The organism is Alkalihalobacillus sp. NPDC127517 (genome assembly GCF_050276055.1).
Taxonomy (GTDB): domain Bacteria; phylum Bacillota; class Bacilli; order Bacillales; family Bacillaceae_D; genus Alkalicoccobacillus.
Map to the genome: position 1 here is coordinate 1 of NZ_JBNNQX010000006.1, position 18,425 is coordinate 18,425.

Annotated in this window: 19 protein-coding genes and 1 other annotated feature; of the genes, 2 read left to right on the forward strand and 17 right to left on the reverse strand. The window is 39.3% G+C overall.

Annotation, left to right across the window (positions count from 1 at the left end; all coding sequences use genetic code 11):
• Nucleotides 1-228: 228 nt before the first annotated feature.
• The 13 genes from ACQKKO_RS08965 to ACQKKO_RS09025 form a co-directional block, all read right to left on the reverse strand.
• A complete protein-coding gene (locus ACQKKO_RS08965) occupies nucleotides 229-1,149 on the reverse strand; it encodes a D-alanine--D-alanine ligase (protein ID WP_498646354.1) in 921 nt (306 codons plus the stop codon).
• Between the two features lie 91 nt (nucleotides 1,150-1,240).
• Nucleotides 1,241-2,290 (reverse strand): hypothetical protein, encoded by a 1,050-nt coding sequence (locus ACQKKO_RS08970; RefSeq protein ID WP_498646356.1) that lies wholly within the window; start codon nucleotides 2,288-2,290, stop codon nucleotides 1,241-1,243.
• A complete protein-coding gene (locus ACQKKO_RS08975) occupies nucleotides 2,287-3,744 on the reverse strand; it encodes a sensor histidine kinase (protein ID WP_498646358.1) in 1,458 nt (485 codons plus the stop codon). The genes ACQKKO_RS08970 and ACQKKO_RS08975 overlap by 4 nt, the downstream gene beginning before the upstream one ends.
• A complete protein-coding gene (locus ACQKKO_RS08980) occupies nucleotides 3,728-4,444 on the reverse strand; it encodes a response regulator transcription factor (RefSeq protein ID WP_498646360.1) in 717 nt (238 codons plus the stop codon). Before ACQKKO_RS08980 ends, ACQKKO_RS08975 begins: the two co-directional genes overlap by 17 nt.
• Nucleotides 4,445-4,561: 117 nt before the next feature.
• Nucleotides 4,562-5,161 carry a genetic competence negative regulator gene (locus tag ACQKKO_RS08985; protein WP_498646362.1) on the reverse strand — a complete coding sequence of 200 codons (600 nt, stop codon included), beginning with the start codon at nucleotides 5,159-5,161 and terminating at the stop codon, nucleotides 4,562-4,564.
• 117 nt (nucleotides 5,162-5,278) lie between these two features.
• Nucleotides 5,279-6,175, reverse strand: coding sequence for a MerR family transcriptional regulator (locus ACQKKO_RS08990; protein ID WP_498646364.1), 897 nt, complete (start codon nucleotides 6,173-6,175; stop codon nucleotides 5,279-5,281).
• A gap of 40 nt (nucleotides 6,176-6,215) precedes the next feature.
• On the reverse strand, nucleotides 6,216-7,016 hold the full coding sequence (locus ACQKKO_RS08995; protein ID WP_498646366.1) for a metallophosphoesterase: 801 nt from the start codon (nucleotides 7,014-7,016) through the stop codon (nucleotides 6,216-6,218).
• 75 nt (nucleotides 7,017-7,091) lie between these two features.
• On the reverse strand, nucleotides 7,092-8,261 hold the full coding sequence (locus tag ACQKKO_RS09000; RefSeq protein WP_498646368.1) for a M20 family metallopeptidase: 1,170 nt from the start codon (nucleotides 8,259-8,261) through the stop codon (nucleotides 7,092-7,094).
• Nucleotides 8,262-8,526: 265 nt separating this feature from the next.
• Nucleotides 8,527-8,955, reverse strand: coding sequence for a DUF2663 family protein (locus ACQKKO_RS09005; protein WP_498646370.1), 429 nt, complete (start codon nucleotides 8,953-8,955; stop codon nucleotides 8,527-8,529).
• A gap of 53 nt (nucleotides 8,956-9,008) precedes the next feature.
• Nucleotides 9,009-9,203, reverse strand: coding sequence for a hypothetical protein (locus ACQKKO_RS09010; protein ID WP_498646372.1), 195 nt, complete (start codon nucleotides 9,201-9,203; stop codon nucleotides 9,009-9,011).
• Nucleotides 9,203-9,796: a CPBP family intramembrane glutamic endopeptidase gene (locus tag ACQKKO_RS09015; protein WP_498646374.1), complete on the reverse strand. Its 594-nt coding sequence runs from the start codon at nucleotides 9,794-9,796 to the stop codon at nucleotides 9,203-9,205. Before ACQKKO_RS09015 ends, ACQKKO_RS09010 begins: the two co-directional genes overlap by 1 nt.
• Nucleotides 9,793-11,310: a RecQ family ATP-dependent DNA helicase gene (locus tag ACQKKO_RS09020; RefSeq protein WP_498646376.1), complete on the reverse strand. Its 1,518-nt coding sequence runs from the start codon at nucleotides 11,308-11,310 to the stop codon at nucleotides 9,793-9,795. The genes ACQKKO_RS09015 and ACQKKO_RS09020 overlap by 4 nt, the downstream gene beginning before the upstream one ends.
• Complete coding sequence (locus tag ACQKKO_RS09025) at nucleotides 11,285-12,349, reverse strand: YpbB family protein (RefSeq protein ID WP_498646378.1); 1,065 nt, start codon at nucleotides 12,347-12,349, stop codon at nucleotides 11,285-11,287. Before ACQKKO_RS09025 ends, ACQKKO_RS09020 begins: the two co-directional genes overlap by 26 nt.
• 239 nt (nucleotides 12,350-12,588) lie before the next feature.
• Between ACQKKO_RS09025 and ACQKKO_RS09030 the strand changes: the two genes are divergently transcribed.
• Nucleotides 12,589-12,837 (forward strand): ferredoxin, encoded by a 249-nt coding sequence (locus ACQKKO_RS09030; RefSeq protein WP_498646380.1) that lies wholly within the window; start codon nucleotides 12,589-12,591, stop codon nucleotides 12,835-12,837.
• 36 nt (nucleotides 12,838-12,873) lie between these two features.
• On the opposite strand, the gene ACQKKO_RS09035 is transcribed toward ACQKKO_RS09030, so the two are convergent.
• Complete coding sequence (locus ACQKKO_RS09035; RefSeq protein WP_498646382.1) at nucleotides 12,874-13,932, reverse strand: M14 family metallopeptidase; 1,059 nt, start codon at nucleotides 13,930-13,932, stop codon at nucleotides 12,874-12,876.
• 117 nt (nucleotides 13,933-14,049) lie between these two features.
• Nucleotides 14,050-14,271: a binding site (T-box leader), on the forward strand.
• 96 nt (nucleotides 14,272-14,367) lie between these two features.
• On the opposite strand from ACQKKO_RS09035, the gene serA reads away from it, so the two are divergent.
• Nucleotides 14,368-15,990 (forward strand): phosphoglycerate dehydrogenase, encoded by a 1,623-nt coding sequence (gene serA / locus ACQKKO_RS09040; RefSeq protein ID WP_498646384.1) that lies wholly within the window; start codon nucleotides 14,368-14,370, stop codon nucleotides 15,988-15,990.
• 18 nt (nucleotides 15,991-16,008) lie between these two features.
• On the opposite strand, the gene ACQKKO_RS09045 is transcribed toward serA, so the two are convergent.
• From ACQKKO_RS09045 to ACQKKO_RS09055, 3 genes are all read right to left on the reverse strand, one after another.
• The gene (locus ACQKKO_RS09045; protein ID WP_498646386.1) at nucleotides 16,009-16,779 is read right to left on the reverse strand and encodes a TerC family protein; all 771 of its coding nucleotides are present in this window, start codon (nucleotides 16,777-16,779) and stop codon (nucleotides 16,009-16,011) included.
• A gap of 91 nt (nucleotides 16,780-16,870) precedes the next feature.
• Entirely contained in the window at nucleotides 16,871-17,257 is a 387-nt protein-coding gene (locus tag ACQKKO_RS09050) for a hypothetical protein (RefSeq protein WP_498646387.1), read from the reverse strand.
• A 233-nt stretch (nucleotides 17,258-17,490) separates the two neighbouring features.
• Nucleotides 17,491-18,420 (reverse strand): VanW family protein, encoded by a 930-nt coding sequence (locus tag ACQKKO_RS09055; RefSeq protein WP_498646389.1) that lies wholly within the window; start codon nucleotides 18,418-18,420, stop codon nucleotides 17,491-17,493.
• Nucleotides 18,421-18,425 lie beyond the last annotated feature (5 nt).

The following is an 18,425-nucleotide window of genomic DNA, read 5'->3' on the forward strand; positions in this document are numbered from 1 at the left end:
TCATCCGCCCTACTTCAGCCTTCATATGAGATTTCTGTCCGTCAGTGCGAGTGTTTGCCTCGGGCTTCCTTCAGATTCCACCTCGCGATGGACACCCTTGCCGTCAGCTAACAGTTCCTACTGCCAAGCCTGTAGTGGACTTTCACCACCAAGTTATCACCCATGCTGGGCGCACACACAAATAAGCCTGCAAGAATGACACTCTTGCAGGCTTAAAACGATTGTACGTTATTTCTTTAAAGACAGTTGTAATAAGGTTTCAACCATTTCCTCATATGGTAAATCAACTTCTTTGCAGGCATCCGGAAATAAACTTGTAGGCGTCATTCCAGGTAGAGTATTCACTTCAAGAATAACTGGTAGCTGCGTTTCATCTTTAGGTACAATAAAATCAACTCGGGAATAAACCTCACAACCAAGAGTCTGATGAGCACGAACGGCATGCTTTTGCACATACGCAGTTTGCTCAGCGCTAAGTCTTGCAGGAATGATATGTTCGCTACCACCAGCCGCATATTTTGCCTCATAGTCATAATATTTATTTTTAGGCACAATCTCGATAACAGGCAGGGCTTTTTCTTCACCTTTCTCACCAAGAACTGCAACCGTTACTTCAGTGCCACCGATAAATTCCTCAAGCATAATCGTTTCATCAAATTCAAATGCCTGTTTAATGCCAGCCATTAACATTGACTCGTCTTCGGCAATGGTTAAACCAATGGTTGAGCCTTCCAAGTTCGGCTTCACAACGATCGGAAAATCAAGCTCAGCGACAAATGCTGACGCGTTAAACGAATGCTTCATTAAAATTTGCTCTTTGGCGACACGTGTACCTTCTTTTTCAAAGAACATTTTTGATTTTGCCTTATCAAGAGCGAGAGCTGATCCTTGAACCCCAGATCCTACATATGGAATCCCTAAAAGATCTAATAAGGCTTGAACCTTCCCGTCTTCTCCAAAACGACCATGAAGGGCTATATAAACGATATCTACGTCTAATTGAATCACGTCATGTAGTCGATCAGGATGAAAATCAATCCCTGTCACTTCATGACCCTTACTTTTCAGGGCTTCCATTATTCCTTTTCCAGAAGATAGCGATACCTCACGTTCTGCTGATATTCCACCATATAAAACGGCAACTTTCATTTCATCCACTCTCCTGCCTAGCTGTTCTTTTTTACTCTATTCGCCATTCCTAATAGTGAAACTTGTCAGGCAAAAAATCAACTATTATCTTTTAAGGTTGATAAAAATCCATCTTTTCGACGATTTCAGTCGCCTCTTCTGCTGTAAAATCTCCATCAAAAGTCGCTAAATACTGTAATTCATCTTCTATCCAGTTTATTGTTATAAGACTTGGATCATCAACTAGCAATGCGTGTTCATTGCGGACTGTTGTTTCCTCTTCAAGACCTAAAACTTTCTCTAGCCCATACTCATGCTCAATATATAGCTCCAGAGTCCCGCGTTCATCCACATAATTAAGTGTCATTGTATAATAATCATCAAACATATAATCTTCTGCCATATAGCTTGAATCAAGTTGCATCTCATTATCTAATACTAAAAACGGAATAGGAAACGCTTCATTTGCTTCAGTAAGCGTGACTGCTTCCGCCGCGAAACGATCTATAAAGTTTTCCTCTGGAAAATTTTCTTCGTTTTCTATTACAAATGTGTCATCAGGGAATGTCGATACAGTTTCAAAGAGAGTAGCCTCACGTTCATACACATCGTCTCCATCTTTAATTCGATCTTTTAAGATAACCCATGTCTTCGAATCAACCCATAAGTCAATTTCTCCAATGAGGTCAATGTCATGCTCTTCCTTAATGTCAAAACATAAATGATACGTTTTTCGATCAAGCACATCCTCTGTGCCTTCTAGTTTGATATCAAATTCACCACTATAAAATGTAATGATCTCATGCATCGCTTCATTTGGAGATGGTGATTGATTCACATTTGTTGATGAAAAATCCGAATATATAATCGTTTCATCCTCATAGTCTTTATGGATTGTTTGCTCATCATAACGAACCGAAACATAGGATAATGCATTATTTTCATATGTCTCCGTTCGATAATTTCCGAACTCATCTCGCCATTCCACTAATGTATTAGGGTTTTCTTCACCATTTGTTGTTGAAGCAAGTTCAAGATGATAAGCTTGTTGATTTTCATTATTTTCAAAAGTCTCAAAGATAATATCCTCCGCTTGCATTTCTTGGAAGCACCCTGTTAATAAAGCACTCCCTGCAATAATTGGAATTAAACGTTTTATCATTCCTCTTCGTCCTTTCTTTTCAGGCTGTCTGACAGGCATGGAATAGAAAAGTAGAATGTACTTCCTGTGCCTTTAGAATACACATGCATGGAACCGTCGTGCTTAGTAACAAGCTCCTGACAGATTGATAAGCCTAAGCCTACACCTGTTGAATGATTTTGTTTTCTTGCATGCTCAATTTGATAGAATGACGAAAAAATTCGCTCTTGCTCTTCTTTTGGTATCCCGCTACCACGGTCTGTCACTAGAAAATACAATCGATCTGGTTGATAAGCAACAAATGTCGGTAGGTATGAGCTTTGGTTTGTAATCAATATTGAAATCTTCCCGTCCGTATCAGAATAACGAATGGCATTTGTTACCAAGTTGTCCATCACTTGAATCAGCCGGTTCACATCACAACGAACCATTGCTTGTTCGACAGCTGTAGTCAGAGAAAACGTAACAGAACGGCCTTGTTCCTCGTAGCCGTCAACCATTAATTCAGCTAATTCTTCTGCTTCAACCTCAGCCAAATCCAGTGTAAAACTGGATGCTTGAATCGCAGAGTATGCTAGTAAATCATCAATCAATTTTTGCATAAAGGCTGTTTTAGTTAAAATGACCTTTGCATAATCTTGTTGTTTATCCCGGTGCACATTCATTCCTTCAGCATAGGCTCTAATAGACGTGAGGGGTGTGCGTAAATCGTGAGAAATGGCAGCAATTAATCGCTGCTGATTAGCCACTTCCTCTTCCTCGTTCTTTTTTGCTTCGATTAGCCGATGGTTCATGTCCTCAAATCCTGAAATTAATTGCCCCATCTCACCTTTTTGTTTTTTTACAAATTGAACATCTTCATTTAAGTTTCCTTCGCCAATCCCTCGCATCTCACCAAGCAAATAATTAATAGGGGAGATCATTCGGCGCTTTAACCAATAATGAACTAAAGTAAGTGTGCCTAGTACAGCGAATAAAAACACAAGAATAGCAATCCAATATGTTTCGATCGTCTTTTCTTGAACCGCGGTTCGCTCCGTTTCAAGCACAAAGTATGCGACGATGGACCCGTTGTTGCTACCAAAAATCGGTTCTTTATATGTATGACCCCGTATAGTTGTTTTTAGCTCAAACAAGCCTCTCATAACTTGATTTGATGTTCTTCCTTGACTAGAAACACCTTGTTCCTTTGTTGTGAACAATGGATTGAAATTTGATGAATACACGGTAATCGATTCATCTGCTTCAAGTTCATCCTCAATCGCTTTTTTGAGCGCACCACCTTGATGAACTTTGTCACTGTTATTTTTCATTAACACACTGATTTCCGAGGCGCGTAATAGCGCGCGCATCTCTGAATCAGATTTCTCTACCTCATACCAGCCTGTAAGCTGAACATAAAACAAAAATGTAACGAGAAATGGCGTAATGGCTGTAAATATTAAGATGAAATATAAATTAAGACGAATACTCATGCTGATGACCTATAAATTTGTAGCCTACTCCCCACACCGTTTCAACATACTTAGGAAACTTCTTTCCATCCTTTAACTTGTGACGGATATTTTTTATATGGACCGTAACAGTTCTGATGTCCTCATAGTCTGCTTGGTGCCATATCTGCCTGTAAAGTTGCTCCTTTGTAAATACTTGACCAGGGTTTTTCGCTAAAAAGATAAACAGCTCATATTCTTTTGCTGTGAGTGGGACATACTCACCATTCAGCGAGACGGTTCTACCACTTTGATCAATGCTTACCTCTTGAAAACTCAATTCTCTTTGAGTTTGTTGGAGAAGTTTAGATTGGTAGCTGTGATGACGTCGAATTTGAGCTCTTATTCTCGCTACAAGTTCAAGTGGACTAAAAGGTTTTGTCACATAATCGTCTGCCCCTATACCGAGGCTATGTATTTTATCAAGATCACTTTGCTTAGCACTTACTACAATAATTGGGACTTCACTCGTTTCTCGAATCTCCTGGCAAACTTCGAATCCATTTTTTCCAGGTAGCATTAAGTCAACTAATACTAAAGAAAAGGGCTGTTTATGAAATGATATTAATCCTTTATCCCCTGCATCCTGCCATACGGTTGCATATCCTTCTCTTTCTAGATAGTCTTGTATGATTTTCGCAATTTCTTGATCATCTTCTATAATTAATATAGAGTTTTCCAATTTTAAGCTCACCTCATTTCCATTTTAGCAAATTATAGACCAATAGACTTGATTTTTTTGAAAATTATCTAATAAAAAGCCAAAATAAAGAAATAGTAAATGACTTAGAGCCATTCACTATTTCCTAATAAAGTAATGATATAATTGTTCAACCGCATCTGTTTCCATTAATTGCTTTCCGTACTCATTAACTCTGAACGAAGAAATGGTAGAAGGATTCCCAAATTCAGCAAGCAAAGCTATAAGAGCTGATTCATTTACTTCTTCAATATCATATTCATCGAATTTCATGAAATATCGATCCTGGAAGGAATAGAGTCTCCCACCTTTCACACCAAATGAATATAATCTAGAAGCCAGACCGATTGCTGCCTCAAAGTGATCAAGCTCATAAAAAATCTCGTCCGTCTCATCAAGCGTCACTTGCATTTCGATGAATCCTTCTTCAAATCCATCATCATCAAAATCGTCATCTGCTTGACCCTTACTTACAATAAAGACCATTCCTTGCGCCGGCATGGCAAATACCTCAACAGCGATTGGACCATCCACTTTGAACCCTAGCTCATCATCTGCTTCTAACATCATATCTCGAAAAAGATCATGCACTTTTGGAACATCCTGCCATAAATCTTCTTTCGTAATTCCTCGATCTTGCATATCATCAAAAGTTAAAAACACTTTAAATTTATCAACAGCTAATCGCTCTAGACGCATCTTGGTCCCTCCCTTATCACGAAACCATTCCTCATACCCGCAAAAACCGTTTCTTCTAACATACGGTATGTTAAAAAGCGTCATATGGTGCTTATACAGAAGCCCTTCTTTCACATATTAAGGGTAGCTTAACCAATTATTGAGCCATTCTTCCCATTCTACCTGGCTAGACCCGATTGGTACAAAATCGGCACAAACATGCTGTAAGCTCTTTTCTCCTCCTATTGCAAGCTCCATTCGAGGAAACAATTTCTCTAGTGTACGATTAAGTGAAGAAACACTTTCGATTTGATCGTGACTTTGATAAAAAGTCACACATATTCCCGGTTTCACTTCACGTATCATTGTTTCGACGTCATCTAAAGAGATTCCTTCTCCTAAGTTAATCACTTCCATCCCTTTTTGCCTCAAAAATAATGCGAAAAGCAGCCATTGTAAGCTGTTATGCTTTTCTTCACCATATAACCAGGTCACAACCCTCGGATAACGACCATCAATCGGGAAGGTAAGCATCAAATGTTTAATCTTTGTCTCAACAAATGAGGACGTTACAAATTCATGAGCTGCTGTAATTTGATTCGTTTCTTTTAAGGCTTTTACATCTTGATAAATGACACCTAAAATGTCTTGTGCCACTTTCTCAATGCTATAGAGACTAAATGCTTTATTTAACAACTGAGACGCTTCGTATTCGTTAAATTGTAAGAGAGCCTGCTTCATTTCACACGCTAATTGATAGGTGAAATCTTCTTTTTCCACAGTCGCCTGGTTCGTTTGTTTTTTATCCATTTCAAACCATTCAACAGCTTGTCCAATTGTAAAGCCTTGATTAACTTTTTCAATTAGCCAGTGCAGAACATGTAGCTGTTGCTCCGAATAGAGCCTATGACCAGCAGCATTTCGCGTAGGTTGAATGACCTTATACCTACGTTCCCACGCCCGTAGAGTTCCTGGTTGGATGCCTAATCTAGTGGAGATTGCCTTTATATTATATTTCCCATCTCGTGATGTCATATTCACACCCCTCCAAGCTCTTAGTCATTGTGTGATAGACTCAGACGTTATAAACAATTGGATGTTCAATTGAAGTCGGTCCAGATTTCAACGTAAATAAATGAGTCTCCGGTAATGCGCCTAAGCGTAAAGGCAATTTGCTTGTACCATACCCATTACTAACTAATTGAACAGCTTCATTCACTTTCTTTATATAACCTCTTGGAGCAGGACCTAATCCAAATATACGAATTTGTCCACCGTGCGTATGCCCACTCAATAAAAAAGAAAATGGATGATTTGAGGATAATTCCTTAAAGGCCTCAGGAAAGTGACAGACAAAAAACGAACATGAATATGCTGTTGCCTGATCAACTAATTCCTTATGCAAACCTTTACGTAATGGCTCTACTCCACCTGCAAGAAAAAGGCGTTGATTTTCTCTTTCAAGCACAACGCCTTCATTCATTAATTCAGTTACCCCGGACTCTTGGAGCAAGGATCGGAACTTCTGCTCATCTACCTCAACATCATTGTTCCCCCAGACAAAATAGGTGGGTCCACATGAAGTGATAGCTCGGAGATTTTCCTTCACTTGATTTAAAGAGACTCCCTTTTCAAGTAAGTCTCCTCCTATAATAACTAGATCACATTTCCCAACCTCTTTAAGCAAGTGAGGAGATACAATCCGTCGATGAACGTCTGATATAAAAAACAGCTTACTGTTATCAAATGCTTCTGGTAAGCGGTCCAAATGAATAGTTTGTTTAATTAAACGATGTTCACGCGCGGTTGCGCGCATCTTTTTTAGAAGTGGGATGGCAAGTAAACCGGCTACCCCTATTAAAGGAAACCATCTCAATAGTCTCGCCTCTTTTCTTTCATACCCAATATACACTACAGAAGATTGTTTGCCCAATCATCCGCTTACGAACGATTATTCTTGATACGTAATTGCCGCCTGGATCAAACATTTTGCTGCGGTTAGCATAGCTTTTTCATCAAATGTGAACTTGGGATGATGGTGTGGATAATCCGCTCCAATTTCAGGATTGCCTGAACCAGTAAAGAAGAATGTGCCTGGCACTTCACGTAAATAATATGCAAAGTCTTCCCCACCCATAACTGGTGCTGTTTCTATAACCTTTTCGGGATTATGGATCGCTTTAGCAACCTCTGCAAATCGCTCAGTTTCACCTGAATCATTGATCACAGCTGGATAACCTTTCACATAATTAAATGAATACGTTGCACCCATAGCTTCACACGTACCTTTAATCATTTGTTCCATCTTCTCAATCACTAAATCTTGTACTTCTTCCTCAAAGCTTCTCACTGTCCCTATTAGCTCCGCTGTATCAGCAATCACATTAAATGGTCCGCCAGCTTGGAAAGAAGCCGTTGTGACAACAGCAGACTTTAATGGGTCCACTTGTCTACTAACTATATGTTGCAAGTTCTGAACGATTGAAGAACCAACAGCCACCGCATCAACCGTTTCGTGTGGGGATGCCCCGTGTCCGCCTTTCCCTTGAATCGTTACTTCAAAACGGTCCGCTGCTGCCATAATAGGACCACCAAGATACCCAACTTCCCCTACAGGAATCGGATTCCACAGATGCGTTCCATAAATAACATCAACGCCATCTAAGCAGCCATCTTTAATCATTGCAATTGCCCCACCTGGAGCTAATTCTTCAGCAAATTGATGGATCAGAACAATCGTTCCCTTTAATTGATCACGGTGTTCCATTAACACCTTTGCACAAACAAGTAAAGTAGCTGTGTGTCCATCATGTCCACAAGCATGCATGACACCAGGAGTTTTAGAAGAGAAGTCCAATCCTGTATCCTCTTGAATTGGAAGCGCGTCAAAATCAGCTCTTAGTGCGACTGTTTTACCTGGCAGACCACCTTTAATATAACCAACAACTCCGCGTCCTCCTACATTGCGCTTTACTTCAACACCTAGATCTTCAAGATAGTCGGCAATGAATGCAGGTGTTTTAACTTCATGGAAAGAAAGCTCCGGTTCAGCATGAAGTTTCCTTCTAATATCCACCATTTCAGGATATAACGTTTCTAACCGATCAAATAATGTACTCATATATGTAAACCTCCTTCAAAGTATAGAACTGATTAAAAAAAAGCTGATACCCTGCATAAGAGTATCAACCTGGTTAATCTGATTTCTGTGATAGTTTCAGTAAACCAATTGCCATAAATAGTGCAAGTAAAACAGCTAGTCCACCAAACCCAAGGACTGCCAAAAATTGACTCATTGACATGATTGATCACTCCCTAACCTTATCTACTTCTAGTTTAGCTGATAGATGAAGTTTTTGTCAAAAGCATTTCTCATAACCACCGTATTACCGGTAGAATACATTGATATCATGTGTATGTTGAAGCTGAGTAAAAACCTTATGACGTTCTTTCCAATTCCGATCGTCCTGCCAAAATTCTTCTTGTCGTTGGATAAATTCTTCTCGTAATTCCTCAAATTCTTTATCCGCTTTGTCTGTTTTTTTATTAAAGTGAAACATACGGAAACAACCGATACCTAGTAACATGGCTAAGAAGATCCCAATAAATCCATTTAAGGAAAAAGGAAGTCCTAACATCCCATGACCACCCCACTTCACTCCAAATGCAGCGAATACAAGAATTAATATGATCACAATAAGACTTGCTCTATTTTTTCTTTTCTCAAACTGATCAAGTTTTGTCTTTCGATTGATTAACTCATCCAAAATTTGTTTAGCTACAGGGTTGTCCTTAAGATTAAGTTGAACTTTCATTTAAGTAGCTCCCTTTTTCTATCTACTATATAAATGAATGTTACGTTTTAGAACTATCTTGCTCCTCCTAAAAAGATAGCCAGCCCAACTAACCCTAGAAATACAACAAGTAATACCGTCGCTAATGGAAAAGTCGCACTTTTTTTCTGGCGCTGTCGCTGCTCTCTCCTTTCGGCTCGAGGAGGCAGTGTTTCTGACCTATGTTCGTCAATGTGTTCAGATCTCTTCTTTCTCTCTGCAGAACTCATTAATTCTCACTCCTTCTTAATCTCTTTAATGGGAAACGAATCAATAATGCGGCAATAAAGTTAATAAAAAAATGCGCAGTGATTGGAGCGGCTAAATGGTTTGTCCATTGAAAGAGCAATCCCAAACTAAAACTAACAGCGACCATCACTCCAAACAAGACCGGTTTTTTTATGTAACGCACATGAATAACAGCAAAGAGCACACTCGCCCCAACTATTCCAATAAGCGTCTGAATAACTGCTCGAAATAATAGTTCCTCAACCACACTTACGATTAAGCAAAAAAACAAGATATGGATCAGAGACATCCTGCCAAAAATCAGTTTATTTATGCCCCCGTCATCAAGTGCCTCTTTCGAAACGATTTTTGTTAGGACCCACTCAAGAAGTAAGACGATACTTGCAACAATTATGCCTATTCCGATTAAAGGTAGAATAGGATCCGACTGCAGCTGAACCATTTGTGCTACAGGAATGTTAAAAACCCAGATTAATGCTCCTGCTACGATTAGAAGAACGACCTGTGTAAGATAAGCATTTAAATAAAGAATGCGTGTCGTTAAACCATTCAAATGACGTTCTTTGTTATTCATTTTGATTGACCTTTCATGAAAACAAGATTAAGCTGATCACGCCAATCCTGCTCTTGTACACTTGATTGTTGATCGTTACGCTCTTTTTTATAAAAGTTCTTAATGATTAATCCACATGACGTACAGCAAGACCGAGGTTTACGCTCCAATATTTCACTAAAATACCGAAGAATGGTTTCTCGTTTGCAATCGTCCGTTTTAATCCAATTCCACATTGATTGCAGTCGCCCTTCCATCACACTTACATGTTCATCTAGCTTACTTTTTAACGCTGGATAAACCTCTTCTACTGAGAAAGAGCTCCAATCATTTTTGTACACATACCCTTGATTCTCCAACTCATGTTTCACAATCTGATACGCTGTATCTGAACAATGCACCGCTGCACAAATTGATCTTTCTTCAGGCTCACTTATAGTTCCGCCTTTTGATACCTCTGATAAGATTGTTCGTAGCTGAAATTCGTCTAGCGTATCCTTCTGAATCATGGAATGTGCAAGCATGAGGTCTTCATGACTGTACAAAAGAATCGATACACTCTTTTTCCCATCACGCCCCGCTCGTCCAATCTCTTGCAAATAAGATTCGAGGTCAAGTGGAGGTTGAAAGTGAATGACATATCGAATATCAGACTTGTTTACACCCATACCAAAAGCACTTGTACAGCATATTAACTGAAGCTTGCCACACATAAACTGTTGCTGAATTAGCAGACGATCTTCGTGTAGCATTCCACCATGGTAATAGCTCACTTCATTATGACCTTGCTGCCTTAAATAGTCAGAAGCTGACTCAGCCCATTTTCGTGTTTGAAAATAAACAATACCTGGTCCTGTTAAAGATCCAATATACTCGCTTAGCTGTTCGAGTTTCAATTGATTCGATGAAACTTCCTGCACATGTTGAGCAATGGTTGGGCGATCCACACTATATAGATACGTCTTGACAGAGTGAAGCTCCAACTGACGAACGATATCGTTTTGAACTAATTTAGTAGCTGTAGCCGTAATCGCAAGACACGGTGGATTCCCTAATTTCTTACGAACAGGTGCAAGCTTGCGGTAATCTGTTCGGAATGACTTCCCCCAATGGGAAATACAATGCGCTTCATCAACAACAAGATAAGAAACCTTAACTCGGTTAAGCCTAGCGACTACCCAATCAGATTGCAGCATTTCAGGTGATAAATAGAGCAATTTATAGAGTTCAAGCTGATGAAAAATATCGTCTCGTTCATCAGATCCTGTCATGCTATTTAATGCAGCCACTCGCTTGATTCCGTTACTTCTTAATTCTTGAACCTGATCCTGCATCAAGGACAATAATGGCGAAATAACGAGAGTTAAACCATCCGATAATAAAGCAGGCAATTGATAACAGATGGACTTACCTGTACCAGTTGGGAGCATTGCCAGAACATCCCCCCCCTCTAATAGGGATTGAATGATTTCTTCTTGCCCCTTTCTAAATTCAGTATATCCAAACCATTTATAAAGCGCTTTGTGCAGGTTCATACGAAGAGTCCTTTCTTGTTAATGCAATTCGAATCATAAAGTAACTAATTGAATGACCTACATAGTCTCTTAATTGCTTTAGCTTTAATGTGTTTAGTGTTTCTGCCGCAGTAATTATTTGTTGATAGTCCTCTTCGCTAATGTATGGACGAATAGAAAAGGATGGATCATACAAAGCCAATTCTACAACATGATCTTCTATCGTGTTCCTTTTTAATCTTCTTTTTTCAACAATCTCATCAATTGTTAACCCTTGTTTTAACAAGTTAGCTGTTTTATTCGCTGTTTCAGTTGAAAAACGATGCTCTCTAAGCTCTCCCATAAAAGGACGCAATGCAGGGTACTGACCATTTAATAGTGCACGAAACAGCTTATGTAGCGTTGCTCTATGTAAAACATAAGCATACTCTTTATGTACCTGAAGCTGATCTGCTAATTGAAAAAGAGTTAACCCTATTTGTGAAGGAGAAGTGAGCTGACCCACAAAAATTCTAGCTTCAAGATCTGAACACGTTTCAAGAAACCGAACAAGATCGTTGTAGAGTGCATTTAGATTTTCTTGATGGCACGCTTTTTTTATTTGTAAATGGGCTTTCACCCATGTTTGAATTTCTCTATTTGAAGTAATGGGAATGAATGTTGTTTGTTTTAGTTGAAGCTGAGTACAGGTCTGAATATAGAGAGTTAATCTTAACCAAAAAGCTTCCGTTAGCTTAATGTATTTCCAGCCATCTAACTGACGGAGAAAGGTATGTTCTTTTTTAAACGATTCTACCTTACCCTTACCTATATCTGTTAAAATCGCACGATGATCATCATCTAAAGTAATTAATTGTTGTTGTTCAAGGGATATAGCTAGTTGTTGTACTTCTTTTCTCGTTATTCGAGGGAATAAATGAAAATAAGGAAGTAGCGAAAAGAAATGACCGTCCTGAATCGACTGTGCAGACTTTTTTCCTTGTAATATGTGTTGAGCCCCATAGATTGTCCGCTCTCCCTTATAGGACGATAACATCATCAGAAGTAGCTCTTCCTTCATCTTCTTTCCCCCTACAATCCAATCTTCTTCTACATATTGTATCAAAATTCTCTCTGACATTGTGAGATCAAGCTTGCTTTTCAATTAATTTCAACTTATTACGTAGGATTCTACCAAATGATTGTACGATTCAGTTGAAAAAAAATCGGGTACACTTTACAATAGGTAAAGATAATGCACTCCCTATGATCGACAAACTGTCTTAATGGGAAAGTTCGCTTGAATGGAGGTATACATAAATGGCTAAATATACAATTGTAGATAAAGATACCTGTATCGCTTGTGGCGCTTGTGGTGCTGCAGCTCCAGATATTTACGATTATGATGATGAAGGCATTGCATTTGTGATCTTAGATGACAATGCAGGAACTGCTGCAATTCCAGAAGAACTGGAAGAAGACATGGTCGATGCACATGAAGGCTGTCCAACGGATTCAATCAAAGTGGCTGATGAATCATTTGATGGCGACGCACTTAAGTTCGAATAGAAAAAAGGCTTACCTCTTTTAGAGGAAAGCCTTTTTTTATAGCTCAAGTCCTTTTAAAGCGAGTGCGACATTATTGGTCCATATCTCTGAGAAAGACTGAGGTGGAAGAGGATTTGTTCCAGTCCCTACCTCAATTGTAAAGCCTGAACGGTTTGTTTTTTTAATAAACCAATCTTTAAAGCCAGCATCGCTATCTGCGGTATGCACTGCTGAATAAGAGCTCACTTGACATAGCTTTTCTACCATTTCTTTGCTCTCTTTTGATTCTAATTGACGGTACCCCCAATAGATCACCTGACCTTGTGAATGAAAGGCTAACACGTAATCCGGATTTATTTTTTGAACAAATTGATAAACAGCATCTGCTTCTGGCTCAGATAATGGATGCGGTCCACCATAATGTCTTGGCCATGGTTTTTGTGGGCTACCCTTCGCTTCTACTTCCCAACCTGCCGGCCATTGATGGTTTAAATCAACACCACGAATGTTTGCCGACCAATGGTTAAATCGCTTGATTCCTTGATTGATTTGAAGCACATTGCTTTGATGGGGGTGGCCATCGTATACCCCTTGTAAGACTAAATCAATTCCATCAGGATTTACCATAGGCACAATGTGAAGCTGCACCGTGTCAAATAAATCTTTTAATGAATACCCGTGCCATTGCTTATTTTGTTTAAGATGTTTAATTAGCTCTAGAAGAAATCGACTTAAAAACTTTGAGGTATGCCACTCATTAGCGTGCCATCCTCCAGAGTAAAAGCACGATTTCTTACCTCTTCCAATACTCCATGCATAGATTGGCTTTCCCATTACGGAATGGCCAATTCTTATAGCTTTTACTCCCAATTCCTCAAGCTTAAGTCGATTTTCTTCAAGCTGTGCATATCCAAACTCACAAAACAAATCATCATCTTCCCTAATGGCTGACTGGGGTATTGCATGATTTGGAAGTTGTACGTTCATCCCCGGATAAACATAATCCTGTTCAAATCGAATGTCTTGATTAAGTAACAGAATATCAAACGGTCTGATACGATGTTTATAGGCAATTAGCGAAACGGTATCTCCTTTAGCAGCAATGTATGTCTTCAAAAATCCTCCTCCTTCTTTAATCATTTAATCCCATTGAATCTTTAAAATGGTCTGTTGACAGGTTTCAATCATTATGATAAATTATCTTACAATTAGAACTTTCAAATTATCATATGAATAAAAACACTGAGGAAGAATGAAAAAAAGGTTTCTTTTTAGAGAGCTGACGGTTGGTGAAAGTCAGTAAGAACTTTTTTGGATAGCCCTTCCGAGTTAATACATTGAACCTTTTAGTAGGTGTATTCGGGTTTTTCCCGTTATCGTTATTGAGATCTCTATGAGAGCTGAACGTTTTTGTGTTCAGATGATGAGGGTGGTACCGCGGACTTCGCCCCTCACGACATTTTGTTGTGAGGGGTGGAGTTTTTTTTTTAGATAAACGCTTTCACAGTGCCGCGACAAAGTAATATAGTACTCAAAGGGAGTGGTTGGAGAATGGAACATCAAATGGTAGCAGAGACAGAAGAACAAGCGAAGAAAACGGGTGTGTTTCAGATTCTTGTATCTGATGCAATGAGTAAAGAAGGACTTCAACCTTTACTTGAAAGTGATCTCGTTACATGTGTCGAGCAAAATGTAAATGATGTTGAAGACTTATCGGTGTTTGATGCATTACTCATTCGCAGCGCTACAACAGTAACAGATGAACTGTTGTCAAAAATGCCTAACCTAAAAATCGTTGCAAGAGCTGGTGTTGGTGTTGATAATGTTGATCTTGATGCTGCAACAAAACACGGAGTCGTAGTTGTGAATGCTCCAGACGGAAATACAATATCAACAGCCGAGCATACCTTTGCCATGATGAGCTCACTGTTACGAAACATTCCACAAGCGAACGCTTCTATTAAAGCGGGTCAATGGAATCGTAGCAAGTATCAAGGGTCCGAGCTTCGATTAAAAACACTCGGAATTATTGGTTTCGGTCGAATTGGTTCACAGATTGCCCAACGTGCTAAAGCATTTGAAATGAAGCTTGTCGTATTTGATCCATTTTTAACTAAGGATCGTGCTGAGAAGCTTGGTGTTGAGCTTGGTTCTGTTGACGAAGTGTTAGCTGTAGCTGATATTATTACTGTTCATACTCCACTAACTAAAGAAACAAAAGGGCTTTTAGGCATGAAAAACATTGCAAAAACAAAGCCTGGTGTTTTTCTTATCAACTGTGCACGTGGCGGAATTATAGATGAACAAGCATTAAAGCATTACTTAGCGAATGGTCATGTCGCTGGTGCCGCATTAGATGTATTTGTGGAAGAACCTGCTACAGATCGAGAGCTTCTTGACTTTGACAATGTCATAGCTACACCACATATCGCAGCATCTACAAAAGAAGCGCAACTAAATGTAGCTTCTCAAGTATCTGAAGAAGTACTTCATTTTCTTCAAGGGTCACCTGCTACAAATTCAATTAACTTACCTACTCTCTCTAAAGAGGTTTATGAAAAGGTAAAACCATATTATCAATTAACGAAAAAAATGGGGAACATCCTGTCCCAGGTTCTTCGCACACCTGTACAAGAGATCGATGTTCATTATAGTGGCAATGTTGCGGATTTCGAAACAACCATTACCACACGAAGCTTAATTGCCGGATTCCTTCAGCCTAGAGTTGATGCTGCTGTGAATGACGTGAATGCTTCGTTCATTGCAAAAGAACGCGGAATCAGCTTTGGAGAGAAGCAAGTGTCCGATACATTTGGTTACTCTAACCTCATTCACGCAGTTGTGAAAGGAGAAGAACGCTCTTTCTCCATTCAAGGAACGTATGTAAAAGAATACGGCGCACGTATCGTCAATATGAATGGATTCTCTGTTGATTTCATTCCAGAGGGTCATATCCTCTACATTCAGCATAATGATAAGCCAGGTGTAATCGGAAAGATGGGTCAACTTCTTGCCGAGCACGATGTCAACATTGCAACGATGCAAGTGGGTAGACAAGAAGCAGGTGGGCAAGCCATCATGCTTGTAACGGTGGATAAGCTGGTTGATCAGATTGTCATCGATCAACTACAAGAGATTGATGAGATTCAATTTGCAGAAACGATTGAATGTTAAACATGAAGAAACCACGGCTCACACCGTGGTTTCTTTTTGTTTGATTCCTTTTTTACCTGAAGTAACCCAACTTATGAGAATGATAAGGATGAGGACTCCCCAGAAAATAAGCTTCCAAGACGTTGATTCAGGAAAGTGTTCAGGTAATACGCCTAGATCAGGATGGCTTAATGTAAAAACGGCAAGCTTTACTCCGACCCATCCTACAATGATGTACGCACCCGTTTCAAGATTTGGCCTTTTCTCAAGTAAGCCAACAAACTTACTTGCGGCAAATCTCATAATGACAATTCCTACAATTCCCCCAAGTAACACAATAAAAAATTGACCACCGTCCATTTGACCAATCCTCGGTAATGGTGTCTCAGGTAGTGTCATTGCTAGTGCCACCGCAGCAAGGATAGAATCTACAGCAAAGGCAAAATCAGCTAATTCAACTTTTAATACAGTTTTCCAGAAACTCGCTGGAGCTTTAACCGATTTCGCTGATTTTGTTTTATGGAGTATATATTTTCTCCAGGTATAGTGCAGGGCTAAGTATAAAAGATAAATTGCACCAATCGCTTGGATTTGCCACACATCAACTAAGTAGGAGATAAGAAATAACGATGCAAAACGAAAAACAAACGCACCTGCGAGGCCATAAAATAATGCTTTTTTCCGCTGATCATCAGGCAGATGTCTAATAACCATCGCTAAAACGACCGCATTATCAGCAGCCAAAATCCCTTCTAATCCGATAAGAACAAGTAACACCCAAGCATATTCAAGCCATACTGTGGTATCCATTCATGATGACCTCCAATGAGTCCAACCTAAACAAAGATAAGGTTCGGTTGTGATCTGATTGGATTAGTGTGTGCGTTTCACTCACTCGTATTCATGACCAGATATGGGTTAGGATTTGTTCCAGCTGTTCTTCCTTTGATAAGGTTAAATACATTTTTCCTTTGATCGAGAGAATAATCCGATTGTGATGATGCATGAGGAATTCTTCATGAAAAGCAATTCGGAGATAAAATTCATGCATTTGTTTAGCCGCTTCTACGTCCCTTTTGGTACGAATCCGGTAACCAAATGCTCGATGATGGGCTCTCCAAAAGCGAGGGTGAAACTCTTTTGAACTGACTGTACGTAGATTTGATTGTGCATTTACTTTTCTTAACATGAATACAAAACCATCTACAATATCGATTTGTGTACTCGATAAATCCATTCGTTGATTAAACCAAGATAGCAATTCAGCTTTTAAGCGCGGGTCTGTCATGGAGTAGAAACCTTTCTATGAACACATACTTTTCTTTTATTTTATCATAAGAAAAAGCTAGCTGTCTCGCTAGCTTTGGACGAATCATTTTTCATGTTAAAAAGAAATGTCTGGTCTTGATTTTGTAGTGTTTGAGCTCCGATAAATAAAAATCCGATGACTAACGCTAATACTAAAGCAATACAAACTCTTCTTGTATAATCAACCATAATGTTTGTTACCCCTTCTCTCCATTAAGGTGCGTTCGATACTACGCTTACTACAAGCTCTCCTTGGTTAACCTCTGCTTGGATCATCACTGGCTGGTCAAAGGAATTCTGAAAAACAAAATCAGGTCCTCCCCAAGAAACCGTCGCATCTCGGCCGGGTGCGACATAACCAATTTCTCTGGAATGAGTATAACGATGTACAACTTCTAACCCTGCGGCATCAATAGCATTAAATAAAGTTGATGAGGTTTGGCAAATGCCTCCACCTATTCCTAGGACAAATTCTTTGTTAACGATTTCCATCGCTTCTTCATATCCTCGTTCTTTTGTTCGTTCACCAACTACCTTATTAAATGAAAACTGATCACCTGGACCAAGTACATACTGATTAATAGCATCAGCTGAGATCTGTATATTATTTGTTCTACCCTCTACGCTTGAATCAAAGTATGTACGAAAGCTCGCCACTTCGTATTCATCAATTCCTTCAAGCTGTTCACTTGTCACACTTGGTTCGGTTTCATAAATAGGGAGCTGTAAGCTTTTCTTGCGTGGGGAAAGAGTCTGAATGCTCTCAATGAGCTCCTCTTCAGATAAGATGACTCGATTCTGCCCTTCAGTAATGGTTCCAAACTCATCAATGGTAGGATTTTTCATAGGTGTATCTATCGTGGATGCTAATTCACTTGCAAATTCAATAATTGCTTCTTCATTAAGATTACTCGTCAAATCAGTGCTTGAGAAGCCAAAATCAGCTAATGAAACAGTCCTCGTATTCTCTTCATGATCAATTAATTCCAGTTCATCCCATACAATCCGTTCTTTGTGTAAACGATTGGATTCCTCTTTTAAAGGAAGCTGTTTTGATTCAGTGTGCGGCGGTTCAGCTTGACAAGCGATAAGCAAACTGAATGACGCTACACTCACACCAAACAGAATAGACCATGTTCTCATATGAT

What these genes read in the sequence shown, in the direction of transcription:
- ACQKKO_RS08965 (WP_498646354.1), bottom strand. Translation starts at nt 1,149, where the DNA reads ATGAAAGTTGCCGTTTTATATGGTGGAATATCAGCAGAACGTGAGGTA.
- ACQKKO_RS08970 (WP_498646356.1), bottom strand. Translation starts at nt 2,290, where the DNA reads ATGATAAAACGTTTAATTCCAATTATTGCAGGGAGTGCTTTATTAACA.
- ACQKKO_RS08975 (WP_498646358.1), bottom strand. Translation starts at nt 3,744, where the DNA reads ATGAGTATTCGTCTTAATTTATATTTCATCTTAATATTTACAGCCATT.
- ACQKKO_RS08985 (WP_498646362.1), bottom strand. Translation starts at nt 5,161, where the DNA reads ATGCGTCTAGAGCGATTAGCTGTTGATAAATTTAAAGTGTTTTTAACT.
- ACQKKO_RS08990 (WP_498646364.1), bottom strand. Translation starts at nt 6,175, where the DNA reads ATGACATCACGAGATGGGAAATATAATATAAAGGCAATCTCCACTAGA.
- ACQKKO_RS09000 (WP_498646368.1), bottom strand. Translation starts at nt 8,261, where the DNA reads ATGAGTACATTATTTGATCGGTTAGAAACGTTATATCCTGAAATGGTG.
- ACQKKO_RS09005 (WP_498646370.1), bottom strand. Translation starts at nt 8,955, where the DNA reads ATGAAAGTTCAACTTAATCTTAAGGACAACCCTGTAGCTAAACAAATT.
- ACQKKO_RS09010 (WP_498646372.1), bottom strand. Translation starts at nt 9,203, where the DNA reads ATGAGTTCTGCAGAGAGAAAGAAGAGATCTGAACACATTGACGAACAT.
- ACQKKO_RS09015 (WP_498646374.1), bottom strand. Translation starts at nt 9,796, where the DNA reads ATGAATAACAAAGAACGTCATTTGAATGGTTTAACGACACGCATTCTT.
- ACQKKO_RS09020 (WP_498646376.1), bottom strand. Translation starts at nt 11,310, where the DNA reads ATGAACCTGCACAAAGCGCTTTATAAATGGTTTGGATATACTGAATTT.
- ACQKKO_RS09025 (WP_498646378.1), bottom strand. Translation starts at nt 12,349, where the DNA reads ATGAAGGAAGAGCTACTTCTGATGATGTTATCGTCCTATAAGGGAGAG.
- ACQKKO_RS09030 (WP_498646380.1), top strand. Translation starts at nt 12,589, where the DNA reads ATGGCTAAATATACAATTGTAGATAAAGATACCTGTATCGCTTGTGGC.
- serA (WP_498646384.1), top strand. Translation starts at nt 14,368, where the DNA reads ATGGAACATCAAATGGTAGCAGAGACAGAAGAACAAGCGAAGAAAACG.
- ACQKKO_RS09045 (WP_498646386.1), bottom strand. Translation starts at nt 16,779, where the DNA reads ATGGATACCACAGTATGGCTTGAATATGCTTGGGTGTTACTTGTTCTT.
- ACQKKO_RS09050 (WP_498646387.1), bottom strand. Translation starts at nt 17,257, where the DNA reads ATGACAGACCCGCGCTTAAAAGCTGAATTGCTATCTTGGTTTAATCAA.
- ACQKKO_RS09055 (WP_498646389.1), bottom strand. Translation starts at nt 18,420, where the DNA reads ATGAGAACATGGTCTATTCTGTTTGGTGTGAGTGTAGCGTCATTCAGT.